Annotated in this window: 20 protein-coding genes and 3 pseudogenes; 17 read left to right on the forward strand and 6 right to left on the reverse strand. The window is 38.1% G+C overall.

The features are described 5' to 3' along the window. Nucleotides 1-12 precede the first annotated feature (12 nt). Nucleotides 13-522, forward strand: a complete 510-nt coding sequence (locus FQ204_RS04810; RefSeq protein WP_144209288.1) for a helix-turn-helix domain-containing protein — start codon at nt 13-15, stop codon at nt 520-522. Between the two features lie 379 nt (nt 523-901). Here the strand turns inward: FQ204_RS04810 and mutL are convergent, their stop codons facing one another. The 5 genes and pseudogenes from mutL to FQ204_RS04835 all read right to left on the reverse strand — a co-directional run bounded on the left by mutL (nt 902) and on the right by FQ204_RS04835 (nt 7,029). Beyond that, nucleotides 902-2,848, reverse strand: coding sequence for a DNA mismatch repair endonuclease MutL (gene mutL / locus FQ204_RS04815; protein ID WP_144209291.1), 1,947 nt, complete (start codon nt 2,846-2,848; stop codon nt 902-904). A gap of 94 nt (nt 2,849-2,942) precedes the next feature. After that, the gene (locus FQ204_RS04820) at nt 2,943-4,088 is read right to left on the reverse strand and encodes a tyrosine-type recombinase/integrase (protein WP_144209294.1); all 1,146 of its coding nucleotides are present in this window, start codon (nt 4,086-4,088) and stop codon (nt 2,943-2,945) included. Between the two features lie 79 nt (nt 4,089-4,167). Next, nucleotides 4,168-5,683 (reverse strand): annotated as a pseudogene (locus FQ204_RS04825) (RNA-binding domain-containing protein). Between the two features lie 173 nt (nt 5,684-5,856). After that, nucleotides 5,857-6,132: a helix-turn-helix transcriptional regulator gene (locus FQ204_RS04830; protein WP_144209300.1), complete on the reverse strand. Its 276-nt coding sequence runs from the start codon at nt 6,130-6,132 to the stop codon at nt 5,857-5,859. A gap of 300 nt (nt 6,133-6,432) precedes the next feature. Then, nucleotides 6,433-7,029 (reverse strand): helix-turn-helix domain-containing protein, encoded by a 597-nt coding sequence (locus tag FQ204_RS04835; RefSeq protein WP_144209302.1) that lies wholly within the window; start codon nt 7,027-7,029, stop codon nt 6,433-6,435. A 213-nt stretch (nt 7,030-7,242) separates the two neighbouring features. Here FQ204_RS04835 and FQ204_RS04840 point away from each other — a divergent pair, with 213 nt between their 5' ends. From FQ204_RS04840 to FQ204_RS04905, 16 genes and pseudogenes are all read left to right on the forward strand, one after another. After that, nucleotides 7,243-7,440: a helix-turn-helix domain-containing protein gene (locus FQ204_RS04840; RefSeq protein ID WP_144209305.1), complete on the forward strand. Its 198-nt coding sequence runs from the start codon at nt 7,243-7,245 to the stop codon at nt 7,438-7,440. 13 nt (nt 7,441-7,453) lie between these two features. Continuing rightward, nucleotides 7,454-8,069 (forward strand): annotated as a pseudogene (locus tag FQ204_RS04845) (Rha family transcriptional regulator). 3 nt (nt 8,070-8,072) lie between these two features. Next, complete coding sequence (locus FQ204_RS10480) at nt 8,073-8,240, forward strand: hypothetical protein (protein WP_003075312.1); 168 nt, start codon at nt 8,073-8,075, stop codon at nt 8,238-8,240. A gap of 346 nt (nt 8,241-8,586) precedes the next feature. Next, complete coding sequence (locus tag FQ204_RS04850) at nt 8,587-8,856, forward strand: hypothetical protein (RefSeq protein WP_260843556.1); 270 nt, start codon at nt 8,587-8,589, stop codon at nt 8,854-8,856. A 4-nt stretch (nt 8,857-8,860) separates the two neighbouring features. Continuing rightward, complete coding sequence (locus FQ204_RS10485) at nt 8,861-9,037, forward strand: hypothetical protein (RefSeq protein WP_003027795.1); 177 nt, start codon at nt 8,861-8,863, stop codon at nt 9,035-9,037. Beyond that, on the forward strand, nt 9,027-9,263 hold the full coding sequence (locus FQ204_RS04855) for a hypothetical protein (protein WP_144209307.1): 237 nt from the start codon (nt 9,027-9,029) through the stop codon (nt 9,261-9,263). Before FQ204_RS10485 ends, FQ204_RS04855 begins: the two co-directional genes overlap by 11 nt. Next, the gene (locus tag FQ204_RS04860) at nt 9,260-9,595 is read left to right on the forward strand and encodes a DNA-binding protein (RefSeq protein ID WP_144209310.1); all 336 of its coding nucleotides are present in this window, start codon (nt 9,260-9,262) and stop codon (nt 9,593-9,595) included. The genes FQ204_RS04855 and FQ204_RS04860 overlap by 4 nt, the downstream gene beginning before the upstream one ends. A gap of 1 nt (nt 9,596) precedes the next feature. Further along, the gene (locus FQ204_RS04865; RefSeq protein WP_144209313.1) at nt 9,597-9,866 is read left to right on the forward strand and encodes a hypothetical protein; all 270 of its coding nucleotides are present in this window, start codon (nt 9,597-9,599) and stop codon (nt 9,864-9,866) included. 8 nt (nt 9,867-9,874) lie between these two features. Then, nucleotides 9,875-10,675, forward strand: a complete 801-nt coding sequence (locus FQ204_RS04870; RefSeq protein ID WP_144209316.1) for a phage replisome organizer N-terminal domain-containing protein — start codon at nt 9,875-9,877, stop codon at nt 10,673-10,675. Between the two features lie 11 nt (nt 10,676-10,686). Then, nucleotides 10,687-11,538: an ATP-binding protein gene (locus FQ204_RS04875; RefSeq protein ID WP_144209319.1), complete on the forward strand. Its 852-nt coding sequence runs from the start codon at nt 10,687-10,689 to the stop codon at nt 11,536-11,538. Between the two features lie 247 nt (nt 11,539-11,785). Beyond that, nucleotides 11,786-12,214, forward strand: a complete 429-nt coding sequence (locus tag FQ204_RS04880; RefSeq protein WP_144209322.1) for an ArpU family phage packaging/lysis transcriptional regulator — start codon at nt 11,786-11,788, stop codon at nt 12,212-12,214. Between the two features lie 292 nt (nt 12,215-12,506). Further along, nucleotides 12,507-12,620, forward strand: a pseudogene (locus FQ204_RS04885) (phage terminase small subunit P27 family); the annotation flags it as partial. Nucleotides 12,621-12,755: 135 nt separating this feature from the next. After that, nucleotides 12,756-12,947: a type II toxin-antitoxin system HicA family toxin gene (locus FQ204_RS04890; protein ID WP_003038349.1), complete on the forward strand. Its 192-nt coding sequence runs from the start codon at nt 12,756-12,758 to the stop codon at nt 12,945-12,947. Nucleotides 12,948-12,983: 36 nt separating this feature from the next. Further along, a complete protein-coding gene (locus FQ204_RS04895) occupies nt 12,984-13,364 on the forward strand; it encodes a type II toxin-antitoxin system HicB family antitoxin (protein WP_144209325.1) in 381 nt (126 codons plus the stop codon). Nucleotides 13,365-13,926: 562 nt separating this feature from the next. Further along, complete coding sequence (locus FQ204_RS04900; protein ID WP_144209328.1) at nt 13,927-14,367, forward strand: LytTR family DNA-binding domain-containing protein; 441 nt, start codon at nt 13,927-13,929, stop codon at nt 14,365-14,367. Further along, the gene (locus tag FQ204_RS04905; protein WP_144209331.1) at nt 14,364-14,822 is read left to right on the forward strand and encodes a DUF3021 domain-containing protein; all 459 of its coding nucleotides are present in this window, start codon (nt 14,364-14,366) and stop codon (nt 14,820-14,822) included. Before FQ204_RS04900 ends, FQ204_RS04905 begins: the two co-directional genes overlap by 4 nt. Before the next feature lie 169 nt (nt 14,823-14,991). Here FQ204_RS04905 and mutS read toward each other — a convergent pair whose 3' ends face one another. After that, nucleotides 14,992-17,550 carry a DNA mismatch repair protein MutS gene (gene mutS / locus FQ204_RS04910; RefSeq protein ID WP_144209334.1) on the reverse strand — a complete coding sequence of 853 codons (2,559 nt, stop codon included), beginning with the start codon at nt 17,548-17,550 and terminating at the stop codon, nt 14,992-14,994. Nucleotides 17,551-17,552: the final 2 nt, after the last annotated feature.

Raw genomic sequence — 17,552 nt, forward strand, 5'->3', positions numbered from 1 at the left:
GGAGATTGAAAAATGCAAATCGATAAACGGATTTTTGAACTGCGAAAGGAAAGGGGCTGGTCACAGGATCAGTTAGCTGAGAAGGTCAATGTCTCTCGGCAGAGCATCTCCAAGTGGGAGTCTGCTCAGGCTCTGCCAGAAATTGAAAAAGTCGTGGAGCTGAGCAGAATCTTTCAGGTGACGACGGATTATCTGCTACTGGATGAAGCGAACAGTAAAGACGCCCAGCCCAGCTGGACAAATGAGGAGAGAGCAAACTATAATAAAGAGGTTAAAAACTTCAGTATAGCCAATATCCTCTATATCCTCTTTCTAGCCATTGTAGTCTTCTTTATCGTTGGAGGTCTTTATCTCCCTTGGGATCCATCCCTCATCTTTTTCCTCTTCTTTCTATCTGCCGGTGCAGCCTTAGCCTGCAAGAGGTATCTGACCATCAAAAAAACCTACTTGGACCAGATAACTAACTTTAGAACAGAAGGTGCTGAACATCAAGAACCCCATTCCTATAGCCAAACGCCTTAAATCACTGCTGAAACTCAATTACAGATAAAATCTTAAAAACAGAAGCTGAGACAAAAGTACTCAGCTTCCTTTGTTTATATAGTCAGAATGATAAGACGCAGTGTTGGAGAAGCTCTAGTGACTTTAGTCAATGTAGAGTTCCCCATGCACAATTGATTGGGCTCTTTAGCGCCAATCAATCACTGCTGAGTGGGCTCTAATACGTTGATCAATCAACTTTTACAGCCCTTTTGACGCCAAGCGTCATTTGACTTTATTTCCAACCTCGAAAGGTTTGGGTAACCTTTCGAGCTGTGCGGAGGTGGGACGATGAAATCAAGTTTCTACGAAACTACTGATTTCTGTTCCACTCTCTGTTTTAGAGCTTCTATAAATAGTTTCAGTACTTGCCCAATTCCCTCAGGCTGGTATGATTTTCCTGAATCCGACGGAACATTTTTTCCATATCAGATTTGGTAAAGTTGACCAAAACGGGACGACCATGAGGGCAATTGTAGGGATTGTCACATTGCGATAGCTGGAAGATCAAATCACGCGCCGAATAGTCATCTAAGCTGTGGTTGGCCTTAATAGAGCGTTTGCAGCTCATCATAATCGCTAGTTCGGCTCGGTATTTTTTAATAGATACTTCCTTCGTCAGAAGCAACATGTCACACATCTCATAGATACCCGACTCGATTTCCTCTTCTTTGAGCCAAATAGGATGCTCACGAAGAATGAATTGATTAGCTCCATATTCTTCCAGGAAAATCCCCACTTCTTCTAAAAGAGACATTCGCTGCTGCAGGCGTAGCATATCATCAGCTGGAAATTCAAAGATATAAGGCACCAAGAGTTGCTGTTGGCTAGCATCTACGTCCCCAATTTTTTCCCGATAATATTCATACTTAACTCGCTCCTGCGCCGCATGCTGGTCAATGATATAGAGGCCGCCATTTCCTTGCGCAAAGAGGTACGTTCCATGCATTTGCCCAAAATACTCCAGTTCTGGAAAGGTTGAAGTTTCTTCTCTGTCTAGTTTATCTAATGCTCTTTCTAAGCTTGCTTGATCCAGTTCTGGATGATCTAGTTGATTATAAGAAAGAGTTTGTCTTTCTGCAAATTTGACAGAAGCTGTTCTGGAATCAAGCATACCTGTATCGATAGGCTGCTGATTAGATGTAGCATTTTCATCAAAAGGAGGATGGCTTTCTGATACCTGAGACCTAACAAAAAAGTCATTTCTCTCTTTGTCATAATAGAGTCGGTTTTCTTTGAGTGGGAGACTCGTCTGCTCAGGCTTATTTGCTCGGTTAATGGTTGATTTTGCTAAATTCTCCAAAGCGTCCGGAATCAAATCCTGCTCTTTTAAACTCGCAGCAATGGCTTGTGAAATCAAGGCCATCAGTTCTCTCTCTTTTGAAATCCGCACTTCTTGCTTGGTCGGGTGAACATTGACATCGGCAAGATATGGGTCAATCCGAATATCAATCACAGCAATCGGAAAACGTCCCACCATGAGCTTGCTACCATATCCATCTAAAATAGCTCGATTGAGCAGGAAATTCTTGATGTAGCGACCATTGATGAGGATGGTGATGTAGTTACGATTGGCACGCGTTAATTCTGGCAAACTAATATAGCCTGATACTTCAAAATCCAAATCAGAAGCTGAAATTTCAATCATTTTTTTGGCTGTTGTCAGTCCATAAATACCAGCAATCGCTTGACGCAGATTTCCTGTTCCTGCCGTTCGAGTCAACTCTTTGCCATCATTGAGCAAGGTAAAAGCGACCTCTGGATGAGCCAAGCTCAAACGGTTAATCACATCTACAATGTGAGATAGTTCCGCTTGTTGACTTTTCATATATTTCAAGCGAGCAGGCGTATTGAAAAAAAGGTCTTCCACTTTGATTTTGGTACCTCTAGGACAGCTACTTGGTTCTACAGTTTCAATTTCTCCACCCTGAGCAATTAAACGTGTCCCATGTGTCCCACCATTCGTTGCAGTTTCAATCGTCAAACGTGAAACAGAAGCAATAGACGGAAGCGCCTCACCGCGAAAACCCAATGTCCGAATCCGAAAAAGGTCCGCTTGCTTCTTAATTTTACTCGTTGCATGCCGCCGCAAGGCTAAGGAAACCTCCTCAGACTCAATTCCTTCACCATTATCAATGACTTGAATACTCTTGAGCCCTGCCTCTTCAATCTCCACTATAATCTGAGTAGCACCAGCATCAATAGAGTTTTCTATCAACTCTTTAACCACACTGCTAGGACGCTCAATAACCTCACCTGCCGCAATCTGATTAGCAAGATTTTCTGGTAGTTCAATAATTTTTGACATAGTTTTTGGTTTTACCCTTTCTAAACGTTGATTTAATAAGGTTCTGATGATGTTTACAGCTATCAAAAACACAATTTGTTCACCTTTTTGTGGACTAAAGGGAGCTAATGGCTTTCTCAAAGTAAGCCACGGCTTCTTTTTCTTTGTCTCTTGATAGGTGGCTGTAGATGTCTAAGGTCATTGTAATATTGGCATGACCTAAGCGATATTGTAATTCTTTGTATGAGATACCAGCATTCAGCAATAAACTAGCGTGAGTATGGCGGAAAGCGTGAAAGGTAAAGCGAGGGATACCTGCTTCTTTGCAACGGGTATCTAAAGCGCTTTGCCTAATTGCCAAATCAAAATATTCTCTTGTAGGGGTGGCAAAGACAACAGACGGAGCACGCGCTCCAGTCTCGAAAAATAGCCTGCGTTGCCTATTCTTGTATAGACGCAGCATATTGACCGTTTTCTTGTCTATGCTAATAGTTCGATTGGCCGACTTGGTCTTAGCTGTACTAACCGCCTTTAAGCCTTTGTTATACGTTTTATTTACGGTGATTGTACTCTTATCAAGGTCTATGTCAGTCCATTCTAAGGCGCAGGCTTCACCAATCCGTAACCCCGTAGACAAGAGCAAATGATAGAGGACATACTCATAATACAAGCCATAACGCTTGTACTGCTTCTTTTCTAGATTATGGAGAAAAGCCTTCAAATCATCTGGAGCAATAAACTTTACCTTGTTATCAGCCTTCTTTTGTCTTCTAGGAAGTATAATATCTCTAGCTGGGTTATTAGTGACAAGCTGCAGCAATATTCCTTGCTGAAAAATCCTCCTGATGATTGACCGTATTGTCACAAAGTTTTCAAAATATCTTGATAACTGATTGATAAAAACTTGTATGTCACTAGCCGTTATCTTGTCAAGTTGTCTGTTCCCAAAAACTGGGTAAATATGGGGTCTTAGATTGCTCAATGTCGCCTCATAGGTTTGAGGCTTAACGGTCAGCTTATAGCTTTCTAGCCATATATCAGCCAGCTCTTGAAAATTCTTGACCGTAACTGTCTTTTGAATGGTTGAGCCGTTCAGTTTAAAATCTATCTGGGCTTGTTGAGCTTTTGCTTTAACCTCTCTTCTTGTCCCTCCTGTCACGCTGGTTTTTACTTTCTTACCTGTTATCTGGTCAACACCGAGATAAACACTAGCACGGTATACAGTTGTACCGTTTTTCTTTTTAACTTCTGTTATTCTCATGATATACCTTTCCATCAGCAGGCAAGCCGTAAAAGTTTTAGATTAGGTTTATATCATGCGAGGAGCTACGAGAACGCTCCTATTTTCGTTTCATTTCTTCCAGTAGAGAATACATGGCATCAATATGATTATATTTTTGAAATTCAGGATCCTGGTTTTGTGCAATAAAATATACATATTGTCTACCAGATCTGAATTTATCAATGGCTTGTTTTTCCACTAACTTTTTCAAATATTTTAAAATTGTATTTTTATGGATTTTTAATTTTTCTTCCAAGATCTCTCTTGTTACGAAACGATTTTCAATTATTAACTCTAATATTTTTTTTTCATATTCATTATCAATATCTAGGTTATCTATAAGAGAAGTATCCCATAATGTAAATTCAACAGAGTCTAATTTAGTCTGTAATTTGGGATATTTTAAATGACTTTCCTTAACTGCTTCCATTATTTTAGGTATGCCAGTTCCAGCCTTTTCACATAAATTTAAAAACCTAAAGATTTCTTGAATTAGATAGTTCCTTGGATCAGAATGTGCTCCACTAAAAAAGTCCCTTAGGTCAATTCTAAGTGTTCCACCATTTGTGAATATATATCTGTCGGAATATCTAATTACCATTATCCCTTTTTCACTCTTATAATCACTATGAATAAGGCTATTAACAAATGCTTCACGAATAGCAATTCGTAATTTTGAAATTCCAATTCGATTTATGGAATTTTCTTGAATGTTCGAGTTATCATTTAAAGTTAGATATAATTTTTCAATAACAAGGTAGAAAAAATTAAAAAGATTATCTTCTCCCCAAGTACCGTCATAAATTACTCGGTCTTTAAAACGATTATTTTCGGTAAACTCTTTTAAAACATATTCTACATTATAGTGAGGAATAAACTCTTTTATCGCAGTATGCGTTCCAAAAATCAATAATCCAGCTACTGTAGGTTTTACTTTGTTGTCTGAACGATCTCTTCGTAAAGCATTTATTTTTAAAAGAAATTGCTCGTTATCTAATTTTGAAAAAGGATGCTCAGCATTAATATTGTCGAACTTTTCTCTATATCGATTTATTGTTTCTTTATCTAAATCTAAAATAGAGAAATCCTGAACAAGTGTACTATCAAAACTTTCTTTTGCAGAATCTCTTAACATCGCATTGATTTGTTCTTGTGAACACCTAAAATCACCAGTTCCTTGACGAAAATAGGTAGATGCTATATTTTCGTTGAGATATATTGGTTTCTCCTTGTAGTTTACTTTATTAACAGGGATAATGATGATATCTTTTCCTTTTATATTTGTGATTTGGACGCTTTCCTCATTAACCACATTTCTATTAATTTTTTTAGGGTTATTAAGTAAACTATATAATTCATCCAATACCTTATCGGAATTATTAACACCAGAAATATAAAAATCTTTATTCTTGGTGTTTTCTGAGACACCTAAAATTAGCAGACCATTATTTGTATTAGCAAATGAACAAATTGTTTTCATGCCGTCTTTAGGGAAAGAATTTTTAGCTTCTTTAAATTCAACGCTTTGGTTTTCCCCTGAATAATAACAATTTTTGTATATCGTATTCTATCATTTTTACTCCAATCAATTCGCACACACATTCGCACACGCGCGGAAAAATAAGTTTATCTCCTATTAGAAAAAGGCGTTATTAAAGGTTTTATTAATAACAGGTTATTCGCACACACATTCGCACACGCGCAGGAAATTTTAAAACTTTTTGAGTTGCTTTGTTTCACATTTTAATTATAACTTATGCCAGTTGTTGTTATACCATTCACGCACAGCATCTCTTGGAAATGCTAATCTCCTTCCTCTGCCTCTATCAATTTTAGGAAAATCTTTTCTATAAATAAACTCATATAAGCGACTTGTAGAACAACCAAGTAAAGTAGCTAATTGTTTTTGGTTTAGTTCTAGGGGGAGTGTTTGATCAATATCAATGACCTTTGTCTTTTCAATGATTACAGCTTGGACCATATCACCAAACTTGTCAGCCATTTGTTGCATTAATTCATCCATATTTTCACATTTTCTTTTTGTATTTAAATTGGAATAGTAAAATCACAGCTAAACAGACGCACAACATACGATAGGTTATTTTAAAACCTTGTCCAGAAGATTAATTATTTTGTTTAAATTTTCAAAAAAGCAATCATGCGCCTGCTTAATTCTAATTTCATGCCGTAAGGGGGTCGTGTTCCCTGATTGTTATGAAATACTGTTGAGCTCTATAGAGTTCTAACATTTGCTAAGGTTGGGCGTCTGTATAGGGTACGTGCTTATCTCTCACTATACATCGTGACCACTTGCCCAATGAGGTTAGTCGTCGGGAGTATTTTGTTTTTTGTGGAATACCTTAGCAATTTCTAAGAGTTTTTCTTTTTCTTCATCTGGTAAGAAGTAAAAAATTGTCAAAAGTTCACTTTCGGAATTGTCTAAGTAAGACAGGGCTATGCTTAAAAAAGATATTTTGCTGAGGATTTTTTCTGTCTGCTTGTTAGCTTTATCTAAGATTATCTCCTTTTGTTTCTCCCCTGGGAGTTCAATTATTTCCGATGAAGTGAACTCTTTTGTAAGAACCTCTTTATTTATTGTTTGTTCAATAGCTGAAATCATTTGATTCTTAGATAAATAACCAGACATAAGCAAGAGTTTATCTAAACCTTGCAAAGCTCGTTTTTTTTCATTGTCATCGTATGAATCACTGGTCATATTCTTAAAGTCAGAATCACTATACCCCAACAGATACCCAACAGACACCCCGAAATAGTCGGCTAATTGTTGGGCTTTTTCTGGTTTGATATTGCTTTCACCGTTTTCCCAACTTTGTAAAGTACGCAAAGGAATACCGATAGTTTTAGAAAAGGCTACTTGTGACAAGCTTTTTTCTTTTCGTAAAATTTTCAATCTGTTCATAAATTTTGACACCTTTCGCCCCTGATTATAACACGATTTTATAGAATACGCAAAAAAAGAGCGTACTTCCAAAAAAAACACTTGACAACGCAAAAATTAAGCATTATAACTCAAAATATACCGCAATTATTTTGCGCTATATAAAACCGATTGACTCTTTTTAATCTATTCAGTTGGTTTTTAGGTTTTACAAAACTAGAAAGGAGCGAAAGCATGAAAAACAATATGCGAGTATTATTATCCAAGCAACGTAAAAAAGTTTCTGATGTTGCAAAAATGACAGGTCTATCAAAAAGCACGTTAACAGCTTTGTACTATGAACGGGCGAAAAGTCCGACTATTGACACTCTCCAACGAGTAGCCGACTATCTAGGCGTTACCATAGACGAACTGCTCACGCCAGAAGAATAGAAAGGAGGCAGGCATGGAATTAGTTTACATGGACGGCAAGAGAGAGCCGTATACACTTTCAAGCATTATTGCAGAATGTGCAGAGGTAAAACATAGGCATTTGAAAATCTTACTGAATAAGCACCGAGCAGACTTTGAGAAGTTTGGAAAGGTGACATTTAAAATTTCACCTTCAGAGGCTGGGCAAAATGTACGTGACTATATTCTGAATGAGCAACAAGCTACGTTGTTAATCACTTACTTACGTAACACCGAGCCAGTTAAAGAATTTAAAACAAACCTAGTTAAAGCATTCTTTGAAATGCGGGATGAGGTGGCAGAGTTTAAGCTGCAGCGTGCTTTAGAACAGCCCAAAAGAAAAAGCCTACATGAGGCTATTGAACATTGGGGAACAAGCACCTAAACACGCGCATTCAACGGTTAACAATCTTTTACTGAAAGGTGCTAGTGGTATGAATAAGCGCCAACTGATGGCGGCGCGTGGTGGCTATAATGGCATTGACAACCTAACCAGTATCGAGTTAGTCAGATATCAAGCCCTAGAGGATATGGCTATTGCTATGATTAAGCTAGGCATGACCTATCAGGAAATAAAAGCCATGGTCTTTAGACCACAACAAGGAGGATAAAAAATGTATCTATCAAACGAACAAGAAAAAGCTCATCTATACGCTATGATTGACCTTGCAGACAACGCTATTTTACAAGGCGATAAAAAACAAGCACTAACTAGCCTTTATTTTATAAAAACAGGGCTTGAAAATATTTTGAAAGATAACGATAACTCGAAAGCTGAATAAGCAGCAAGCGCTAGAATCGATTTTAAGCTGATTTTCGCCAATAAGATATAGCCAAAATCAACTTTAAATGTCTCAAGGGTATAATTATACCCCTAACCGTTTCAACTGCTCAAAACGCTTATTAGAGTTCTTAAAAACAGAATAAAACAAAAAGGCTTAACCAACCGACCGACCAAGTAGGAAGCCTTTCACACAAATACTAAAACAATACAGCAGGCAAGCCGTAAGGGTTTTAGTAAAGATTTATAGCTAGATTATACCATATCTAGGACATTTTGACCATACGGAGGGCGCTATCCCTTAAAAAGGGCATAAATACAAGAAAATTTAAACGAGGTAAGACACCATGACGAAAACAACAACTGTATTATTGAGCACTGAGAAACTAATCGACTTAGGTAGCGAACTAACTGACATCATGAACAGCTTAGAAATGAATAATTTAACTCTAGAAGCCTTAGAGATAACACAAAAAGTAGATACAACGACCTTTAACTGGATAGCTAAGAAATATATTGAGACTGCTTATGCACAAAACGAAAAACTTTGCCAAAGACTAGACAAAATTGCCTTTCTGCTATTGAACAATGACAACCCAAGGAACTGGAGGCATTAAACAAATGAGCGAACTACTAGGCGCAATTTTAACGCTACTACTTTTCTTTCTTGCTGGTATTTGTACTCAACTGTTTAATGCTTGGGCGATTGCTTACAAGCGGAGGGGCTATATCACTAAAAAGCAGCTAAGAAAAATTGAAAAATGGCTAGAGGTTATGGAGGCAGAACATGGCAGATAAAAAAGAGTTTGACCTTGCAAATGAAAGAGCTAAAAACTTTGGTATTGAGCTAGAAGAAGCCTATCAGACTATGCTAGATTTTTCCCTAGAAGATAAATTTGACTATTATAGTATCGAGGAACGAAACCAACTAGAACGAGTTTTAGAAACTTTAATGGATTTTTGCGATATGTGGGAAAGAGGGCAGATTATAGTATCAAGCAAAGAAAGAGAGGCGATTGAATGAAGCTTACAACTTTACCAGAGAATTATAAGCGTGTGCTTGCTCTTATCCCGCAGGGAGCAGAAAGACCACGCGCAGGCAAAGAGATTGTTAAACTCACAGGGTTAGATATCCGAACTGTTCGGGGCATTATCCGTGGTTTAGTAATTAAGTATCATATCGCTATTTGTGGAAGCCGTGACCTAGCGGGCGGTTACTATATCCCAGCAAATGACAGCGAACGTCTGGCAGGTATCAGAGCACTAGATAGGCAGCGACAAGATGAGCAAAAGCGGATCAGTGCCCTCATGTATGCGAACTTGAACGAACAAGACAAATATTTGAAAGGCGGTTAATATGACATTATTTAGCTTAGATACAGAAACACAATTAAAGGCAGAAGCCCTAACCTTGCTTTCTAACTTTTTGCAGTCTTATACACAGCCAAAGCCAAGACAGCTTGGACTAATGACAGCCCAACAGGTTAAGGAGGAACTAGGGATAAAATCCAAAACCTTGACACGTTGGGAAAAAGCGGGTTTAAAGCGATACCAGCCACCACTAGAAGACACTAGGAAAGTCTTTTATAAGGTCAGTGATATTCTGGTATTTTTGGGAGTAGATTAGGGGGAACAATGGCAAAAACAAAAGTTTATTTTTGGTTAAAAATTGATAAAAAGTTTTTTGATAATATCTTTATCAAGAGACTTAAAACTTTACCGGGTGGTTACACTATGACAGTTATATATATCAGACTTATGCTTGAAAGTCTTGATAGTGACTGCATTCTTTACTACGAGGGATACTTTGATAGTTTAAAATCAGAATTAGCCTTAAAGCTAGATGTTTCAGAAGATGATATTGAAATGACTATGGCATATTTTACAAAATGCGGTTTAATTCAAATTGATGAGGATAAAAATGCAAAGCTGCCACAAGCTAAAGCCATGGTACAACAGGAAACGAACCAAGCCGCCTATATGCGGGAATACCGCAGAGAACAACGAGAAAAAAATAAAAATCTTACAATGTTATCTGATAATCTTACAACGTTAACTACGTGTAAGACAGAGATAGATATAGAGAAAGAGATAGAGCAACAGCTAGAGCAAGAAAAAGCTGGTGAAGCTGGTAAAAATATTATCTTTGAAAAACTAAAAGAGGCTTTTGGTGAAATGTCTGTTAGTGGCACAATGGTGACAGAGGTTGAAGACTTGCTAGCTACTCACGGCCGGACTTTGTTACTTTATGCTCTTGAACAAACCATATTGAACAACGGTAGGTCTATTAGATACACGCGCTCAATCCTTGAACGCTGGCAAGGTCAAGGATTAAAGACTATCGAGCAAGTCAAACAAAATCAAGCAGCTTACGAGGCTAAGAAACAGCCATTAGCACAACCAACACAAGACAACTTCCCTGATGTCCCGTTTTAGGAGGTGAAAACATGGAGGAACAGTTCAAAAAGTATCAAAATAGAAAAATACTTGATAAGGTCTGCTCAATTCATAACGTGAACTATTGGCAAATCTCAATACCCATTAGGGGAAGTGATAAACGTAAGCTGCAAGAGTTTTGCCCTGAATGTGTCAGAGAGAATATACAGCGCGAAGAACAAGAGTTAGCTAATGAAGCCACAAACCAACAAGTCTATCAAAAAACCTATCATGTCCTAATGCGTGATAGTGTAATCCCTAATGAGCTAAAAACAGCAACATTTGACAATTTCATAGTCGAGACACAAGAGGAGAAACAACTATTAGCCTTTGCTCAAAATCAGGTAAAGAAGTACCTAGAGGGTATGAATGGAAATACGCTGATTACAGGCTCTACAGGCGTTGGCAAAAGTCATCTAAGTGTCGCTATGGCTAAAGCTATCAACGAGGGCTGCAAGGCTAAAAATGAGCCTAAAAGCGTGTTGTTTGTAACCTTTACAGATATTGTTAATAAAATTCAAGACGGTTGGACTTATGGCAAGAATGCAGCTTTTACTAAATCTGATGCCGTGGAACTCTTGAAAAAGCCTGGCTATCTTATCATTGATGACCTAGGAGCGAAGAATGCAGTTATTAAACCTAAGAACGATTGGGAGCAGGATTTATTATTTGATATACTTAACAATCGTGAGAATACAATTATCAATACCAATCTAAGCGGTGATGAATTAAAAACAATGTATAACGAACGTAACTATAGCCGCATTCTTAAAGGCTTAGAGGGGAATTCGTTCAGGATTTACAGTATCAAAGATAAGCGGTATTCAATTCGACAATTAAAGACTAAACAAGTTAAGAAATAACAAAGAGGCGCGTGCCTCTTTTATTGTTTAGCTAGACTTGAAAAGCAAGCGGGCTTTTGGTAAGGTATTGAATATAGGATCTAACAATATAGCGCGTGATTGAACAAAGAACGAACAAAGAGAAAATAACTATTTGAGTCATGGATAATCCAAAGAACACGCGCAGAAAATAGCAAAAAAACCAGCTTGTGCTAGTTCCTTTTGGTAAATATTTGATAGTACTATTATACCACAGGAGATATTAAACATGCTGGAATTGTTTAGAGAGATTGACGAAAAAGCAACTCAAGTAAAGGCTAAAAAGATTTTACAGATTTATCGTCGTTTGTGTCGAATTGCTGGAAGTGAATACACTGTGCGGAGCGCTAGTGCTTTTTCAGACCAACCGCGTAGCAAGAACAATCAGCCAAGCAAAGGACTTGAAACCTTTGTAGTAAAAAGGCTAGACGCAGAAAGAGAGAAAGCAGAGATAGACAAGGCTATTAGTTTGCTCTCTAGTGATATGTACAAAGAAATATTGATTAGAAGATTTTGCAAAGCAAGACAGTGTAGCAATATCTGTATATACATGGACTTAGATTTGTCTGAATCGGAATTTTACAGAGAACAAAGCAAGGCATTATTAGAGTTTGCGGAATGGTATAAAGCCGGTGAATTGCTTGTATTTAAACCTTAAGTAACGGGTTGAAACAGTATTTATACAAACCAAGATACAGAGGCTATTTGCTCCCTATTTTTTTGAACGGGGTAGGGTTTATTTGGAATAAAAGGACGCTGCCCTCTTCTCTACAAAAAATTCCCTTTTTGAAATTTTTGAATGCAATAGGAAAAGAAAAAATCAATTTTAAAACACCCCCCGCACTCTTTCGAGAGCAAGAGAGCCGCGACAAGATGTCGTCTTACATCACGCGCCAATTTTTCAGATTTTTAAGGGGTGTCATGGGGAGCAAATTAGGAGGTGAAGTTGCTTGGTTAAAAATCCTTACTATCGGCAGAACAAAGGGCATTTACCCAACGACCCGCCAAACTATTTGGGAACAGTTGCGAGGGAGACTTGGCGCAAAATCGTTCCGTTTTTAGAACCTTATTATCAATCTATAGCCAAATGCTAAACTGTAGTATTTTATATATGCTATCAGTTAAAAAACTTTTTCTTTTCGCTTGTTTTTCATGCGCATAATGTGTATAATAGAAAATGTAAGGAGGTAACGTGCACTATGCCACTTACAGGAAAAGAAATGGCAAAGCTAGCCGAGAAAAATGGTTGGGTAGAAATCCGACAGAACGGCAGTCATCACCATTTCAAACATGAAGATTTTGATTATATAGTGACTATCCCAATCCATGGAAATAAGGATTTAGGAAGAGGGCTAGAAAGCAAAATCCTGAAAGATTTGGGGCTGAAATAATCCCCCTTATCTTTCATTTTTTGGAGGTAACAGACTATGTTGAAATCATATCCAGCAATTTTTCATAAAGAGGAAGACGGTTCTTATTGGGTAGAATTTCCAGAGTTTGGAGGAGGTACACAAGGGGCAAACGTTGAAGAAGCCTTGAAAAATGCCCGTGAAATGCTTGAGAGTGTTTTAGCTGCTTACATAGACGAAGGATTAGATATGCCAAAACCTAGCGACATCATGACTTTAACTGTTAACGACGGCTTTGTTAGTATGATACAAGCAGACCCTACCCCTTTTATTCGCAACAATAAAGCCATTAGAAAGAATGTGACTATCCCTGAATGGTTAGTAAGATTAGCGGATCGTGAAAAAGTAAATTATTCTGAAGTGCTAACTCAAGCCCTAGAAACAAAATTACAAGCCTAGACACAGTCAACATGCGCAGCGATAGAAATGCGCGTGATAACATGGTATAATAATCTTATCAGCAAGGCTACAAGCAACTAAAAAAGCGTAGCTATTCACTACGCCAGTTCTTGCCTGCTGAACTCATATTGTAAATGACCTGTAAAGGTCTTTTTTGTTCACCTTTTTGTGGACTTTTAAGGATTTTCTAACAACTTCTAATATTACATAATATTGATAAAAGCCAGTAATACCAACGATTAAGAGCTGTCAATGAGTTGTAAAACTATCTATTTCCTAGTTCAATAATTTTTGACATAGTTTTCTCCGTAATTATTCTAGCTACTATTATATCACAAAGCCTTTTTTCTATCAGAGGTCTAGTGTGAGAGGATCTGGACCAACTTCTCCTTTTAAAAGAAACCAAATAGGCGGGCAAAACAACCACTTAAGCAAAAGCCCTTGTTTTCCTCGTCAAAATAATGTTTAATAGACTTAGAAAGGGAAGGAAATAATGAATCTCTCTTGCAATGAAAGTCAGCAGTAAGCAAGATACAACATCATTGGGAAAGAAGGGGTGTTTATGAAAGTTCAATTACATATTGATGAAAAATTTTTAGAAGAACAGGTTATCATTGAAGCACCTGCTTTGTCAGATTCCGTTCAGCAACTGTTGACATTCGCTCAACATATCGGTAAAACTAAAACCATTCGAGCCAAAAAAGAGGAAGAGATTTACCTATTAGATACTGCTGAAATTCAGCGAATTTATACTGAAAACCGCCATATTTGGGCCGAAACAGCGACAGGCAATTATCTCTTAGGGCTTCCACTTTATCAAGTTTTGGAATTGCTTCCCGCTGATTTTCTACAGATTTCCCAATCTGAAATCATCAATATCAAACAGATTGATCATCTGAAATTGACCGGCAGCGGTCTGATTCAGATTGCAATGAAAAACGGTCAGATAACGTATTCATCTCGCCGTTATCTCAAAGCTATAAAGGAGAAATTACAGCTATGAAAAAAACATTATTCAGAGATACTTTAGGAGGTATTGTAATCGGACTTCTCCTATCCGTCATCTTTTCTTACCTTTTTGCACCTGTCTATCAACCGCTCAATCCTTATTCGGCAGTTGGTCTTTGGATGGAACAGCATCATGTTCACGACGCTTTAGTCGTTCTCTATTGCGCAGTGATATGGGGTCTAATCGGCTTGCTCTTTAGCTTAGGAAAAGAGCTTTTCAAAAAAGATTGGAGCATTCTCAAAGCAACTATCTGCCACTATGGGCTTATGATTCTGGGATTCATTCCCTTAGCTCTTTTAGCTGGTTGGTTCCCAAGCAAACCCATCTTCATCTTACAGCTGATTTTAGAATTTACTGTTGTTTATCTCATCCTTTGGGCAATCATGTCTTATCTAACCAAAAAGAAAATCGAACAAATCAATAATGGATTAAAGAGACAAAATCAATAGTAAAGAAACAACCGCCATAGGTTTCTATGGCGGTTGTTTTAGTTCACTCGGCTATGAAGACCATAGCTGTTTTAATGATAAATTGGCAGAAAAATAAGCATTTCAGTTATGACAATGTCAGTCTCTTACAAGACTAACTTTATTCTAGTCATTCCCATATCTGCAACTATTAGAGATGTTTCTTCATCTCTGCCACAGCCAACATCACTTCCATTGGGGTCATATTATAAATGTCCAACTGGCGCAACTCGTCTAGAACAGGTGATTCGATTGTTTCTGTGAATAAAGACATCTGCTCAGCTACTTGATTTTCCTTGCCATCACTAGCTTCCTTATTAGAATGTTGGAGAGACGATTTATCATTTGCTTGATCTTCTAATCGTGTTAGTATCTGGTCTGCTCTCATCAGCAAATCATTTGGCAAACCTGCAATTTTTGCTACATGAATCCCATAAGATTTATCCGCAGGACCAGCTTCAATCTTGTGAAGAAATGTCACTTGACCATCTTTTTCTAGGGTCGCTACATGGACATTTTCTAGCCGTGTCAAGCTAGTTGACAAGTCTGTCAACTCGTGATAGTGAGTTGCAAAAAGTGTTTTAGCTCTTGTCCGATTGTGAATGTACTCAATAATCGCCTGTGCAAGAGCCATGCCATCATAGGTCGCTGTTCCTCTTCCTAACTCATCAAAAAGGATGAGTGAATTTTCTGTTGCTTGAGAAATAGCATGGTTGGCTTCCATCATTTCAACCATAAAGGTTGATTGTCCAGATACCAAGTCATCCGCTGCACCAATTCGAGTAAAGATGGCATCAAAGATTGGCAATTGAGCACTTTCTGCTGAAACATAAGAACCCATTTGAGCCATAATGACAATAATCGCCAATTGTCGCATATACGTTGACTTTCCACTCATATTTGGACCGGTAATTAGCTGAACATTGACATTCTCGTCCATTGAAATGCTATTAGGAATATAAGTTTGTGCACCCATAACCTTTTCTACGACCGCATGCCGCCCTTTATCAATTTTGATAGAAGGTTGCTCAATAAATTCTGGTCGCACAAAGTGCTGCTTTTCAGCAACCGCTGCAAAACTTTGCAGCACATCAACCGTTGCCAGAGTTTGAGCCAAGGATTGCAATCGTTTGATATATTTACCAGCTTCCTCACGAATGCGCATAAAAATCTCATACTCTAAATTGGCAGATTTTTCACGCGCTTCTAACATTTCGCCTTCAATACGAGCCAATTCTTCCGTACCAAAGCGCTCCGAATTTTTCAGAGTTGCCTTGCGGAAAAAATGACTGGGAACGTGTTCAAGCTGGGAATTTGTGACATGAAAATAATAACCATCTTTTTTGTTGTAATCAATCTTCAGGTTGTTAATTCCGCTAGCTGCCTTTTCTTTCGTCTCAATATCCGCAATCCAGCTCGTTCCATCTCGCATGATCACTCGATATTTATCCAAGGTTTCATCAAAATCTGTTTTAATGATATTCCCTTCAGTAATGACATTTGGAGCATCTGGTGAAATGGCTGATTGAATCAAGTTTGCTAGTTCTGGAATGTCATCCAAGTTCTTAATCAATGGTTCCAAAACAGGACTATCAATTCCTTGTAAAATTCCCTTAATCTGAGGGACATTGCTCAACGTTGCCGCCAACTGCAATAAATCTTTCGGATTGGTCTTACCAAACGAAACCCGACTGGCTAAACGCTCGATGTCATATACACCTTTTAGACTATCTGCCAAATCACTGCGCTCAAAAAAATGATCGAGAAATACCTGCACGACATCTTGCCGCTTGAGAATCCGCTCCTTATCAATCAACGGGTGCTGAATCCATCTTCTTAAAAGTCGCGTCCCCATAGCTGTCTTGGTCTCGTCCATCAGCCAATATAGACTACCATGCTTCTTGCCCGTCCGTGCATTCTCTGTTAAATCCAGACTTGCCATCGTTGCATAATCCATCTGTAAGAAATCTTTGATTTCATAATGATGAACTCGCTTTAAGTGACTCAACTCACGCAACTGCGTCTTATGAACGTATTCTAACAGCTTGCCAGCGACTTGATGTTCTAGAAAAGACAATTCATCTCTCAGTAGCTGAACATCTTCAAAAGTAGTTTCAACTTGTGATAACAACAAATTCATTTGATTTGCGAATACTTGGCGCTCTGATTCGGGCAATTCATACCCTAAAACTACTTCACGTGCTCGCAGATTCCGAATTTCTCCACAGACCATATTAAAATCACTGAGAGTTGTAACCTGAAATTCACCGGTCACCAAGTCCATGTAAGCCAGTCCATATAAATCTTCTAATTTATCTAAAGCTACTAAGAAATTGTTCTGACTATCTGGCTTTGAAGAATCAACAACCGTCCCTGGTGTGATGACCTGCACCACTTCACGTTTGACTACTCCAACCGCTTTTTTCGGATCTTCAACCTGCTCTGCAATCGCAACTTTATAACCCGACTCAATTAAAACATCAATATACTGCTGTACCGAATGGTAAGGAACCCCCGCCATCGGAATTGGATTTTCCGAATTTTTATTGCGGCTAGTCAAAGCAATTTCTAAAATCTGTGCCGCATTGGTCGCATCCTCATAGAATAATTCATAAAAATCCCCCATACGAAACAGCAAAAAAGCATCTGGATAATCCTTTTTTATATCTAAATACTGTTGCATTCCTGGAGATAGTTTTTCTTTTGTCATTC

Origin of the sequence: Streptococcus constellatus, from assembly GCF_902167705.1 — a bacterium.
Taxonomy (GTDB): Bacteria; Bacillota; Bacilli; order Lactobacillales; family Streptococcaceae; genus Streptococcus; species Streptococcus constellatus_A.

Bases quoted from the DNA above. Each gene is read 5' to 3' on its own strand.
- FQ204_RS04820 (WP_144209294.1), bottom strand. From the start codon at position 4,088: ATGAGAATAACAGAAGTTAAAAAGAAAAACGGTACAACTGTATACCGT.
- FQ204_RS04840 (WP_144209305.1), top strand. From the start codon at position 7,243: ATGAAAAACAATATGCGAGTATTATTATCCAAGCAACGTAAAAAAGTT.
- mutL (WP_144209291.1), bottom strand. From the start codon at position 2,848: ATGTCAAAAATTATTGAACTACCAGAAAATCTTGCTAATCAGATTGCG.
- mutS (WP_144209334.1), bottom strand. From the start codon at position 17,550: ATGACAAAAGAAAAACTATCTCCAGGAATGCAACAGTATTTAGATATA.
- FQ204_RS04835 (WP_144209302.1), bottom strand. From the start codon at position 7,029: ATGAACAGATTGAAAATTTTACGAAAAGAAAAAAGCTTGTCACAAGTA.
- FQ204_RS04880 (WP_144209322.1), top strand. From the start codon at position 11,786: ATGCTGGAATTGTTTAGAGAGATTGACGAAAAAGCAACTCAAGTAAAG.
- FQ204_RS04810 (WP_144209288.1), top strand. From the start codon at position 13: ATGCAAATCGATAAACGGATTTTTGAACTGCGAAAGGAAAGGGGCTGG.
- FQ204_RS04860 (WP_144209310.1), top strand. From the start codon at position 9,260: ATGAAGCTTACAACTTTACCAGAGAATTATAAGCGTGTGCTTGCTCTT.
- FQ204_RS04865 (WP_144209313.1), top strand. From the start codon at position 9,597: ATGACATTATTTAGCTTAGATACAGAAACACAATTAAAGGCAGAAGCC.
- FQ204_RS04830 (WP_144209300.1), bottom strand. From the start codon at position 6,132: ATGGATGAATTAATGCAACAAATGGCTGACAAGTTTGGTGATATGGTC.
- FQ204_RS04905 (WP_144209331.1), top strand. From the start codon at position 14,364: ATGAAAAAAACATTATTCAGAGATACTTTAGGAGGTATTGTAATCGGA.
- FQ204_RS04850 (WP_260843556.1), top strand. From the start codon at position 8,587: ATGACGAAAACAACAACTGTATTATTGAGCACTGAGAAACTAATCGAC.
- FQ204_RS04900 (WP_144209328.1), top strand. From the start codon at position 13,927: ATGAAAGTTCAATTACATATTGATGAAAAATTTTTAGAAGAACAGGTT.
- FQ204_RS10485 (WP_003027795.1), top strand. From the start codon at position 8,861: ATGAGCGAACTACTAGGCGCAATTTTAACGCTACTACTTTTCTTTCTT.
- FQ204_RS04870 (WP_144209316.1), top strand. From the start codon at position 9,875: ATGGCAAAAACAAAAGTTTATTTTTGGTTAAAAATTGATAAAAAGTTT.
- FQ204_RS04890 (WP_003038349.1), top strand. From the start codon at position 12,756: ATGCCACTTACAGGAAAAGAAATGGCAAAGCTAGCCGAGAAAAATGGT.
- FQ204_RS04895 (WP_144209325.1), top strand. From the start codon at position 12,984: ATGTTGAAATCATATCCAGCAATTTTTCATAAAGAGGAAGACGGTTCT.
- FQ204_RS10480 (WP_003075312.1), top strand. From the start codon at position 8,073: ATGTATCTATCAAACGAACAAGAAAAAGCTCATCTATACGCTATGATT.
- FQ204_RS04875 (WP_144209319.1), top strand. From the start codon at position 10,687: ATGGAGGAACAGTTCAAAAAGTATCAAAATAGAAAAATACTTGATAAG.
- FQ204_RS04855 (WP_144209307.1), top strand. From the start codon at position 9,027: ATGGCAGATAAAAAAGAGTTTGACCTTGCAAATGAAAGAGCTAAAAAC.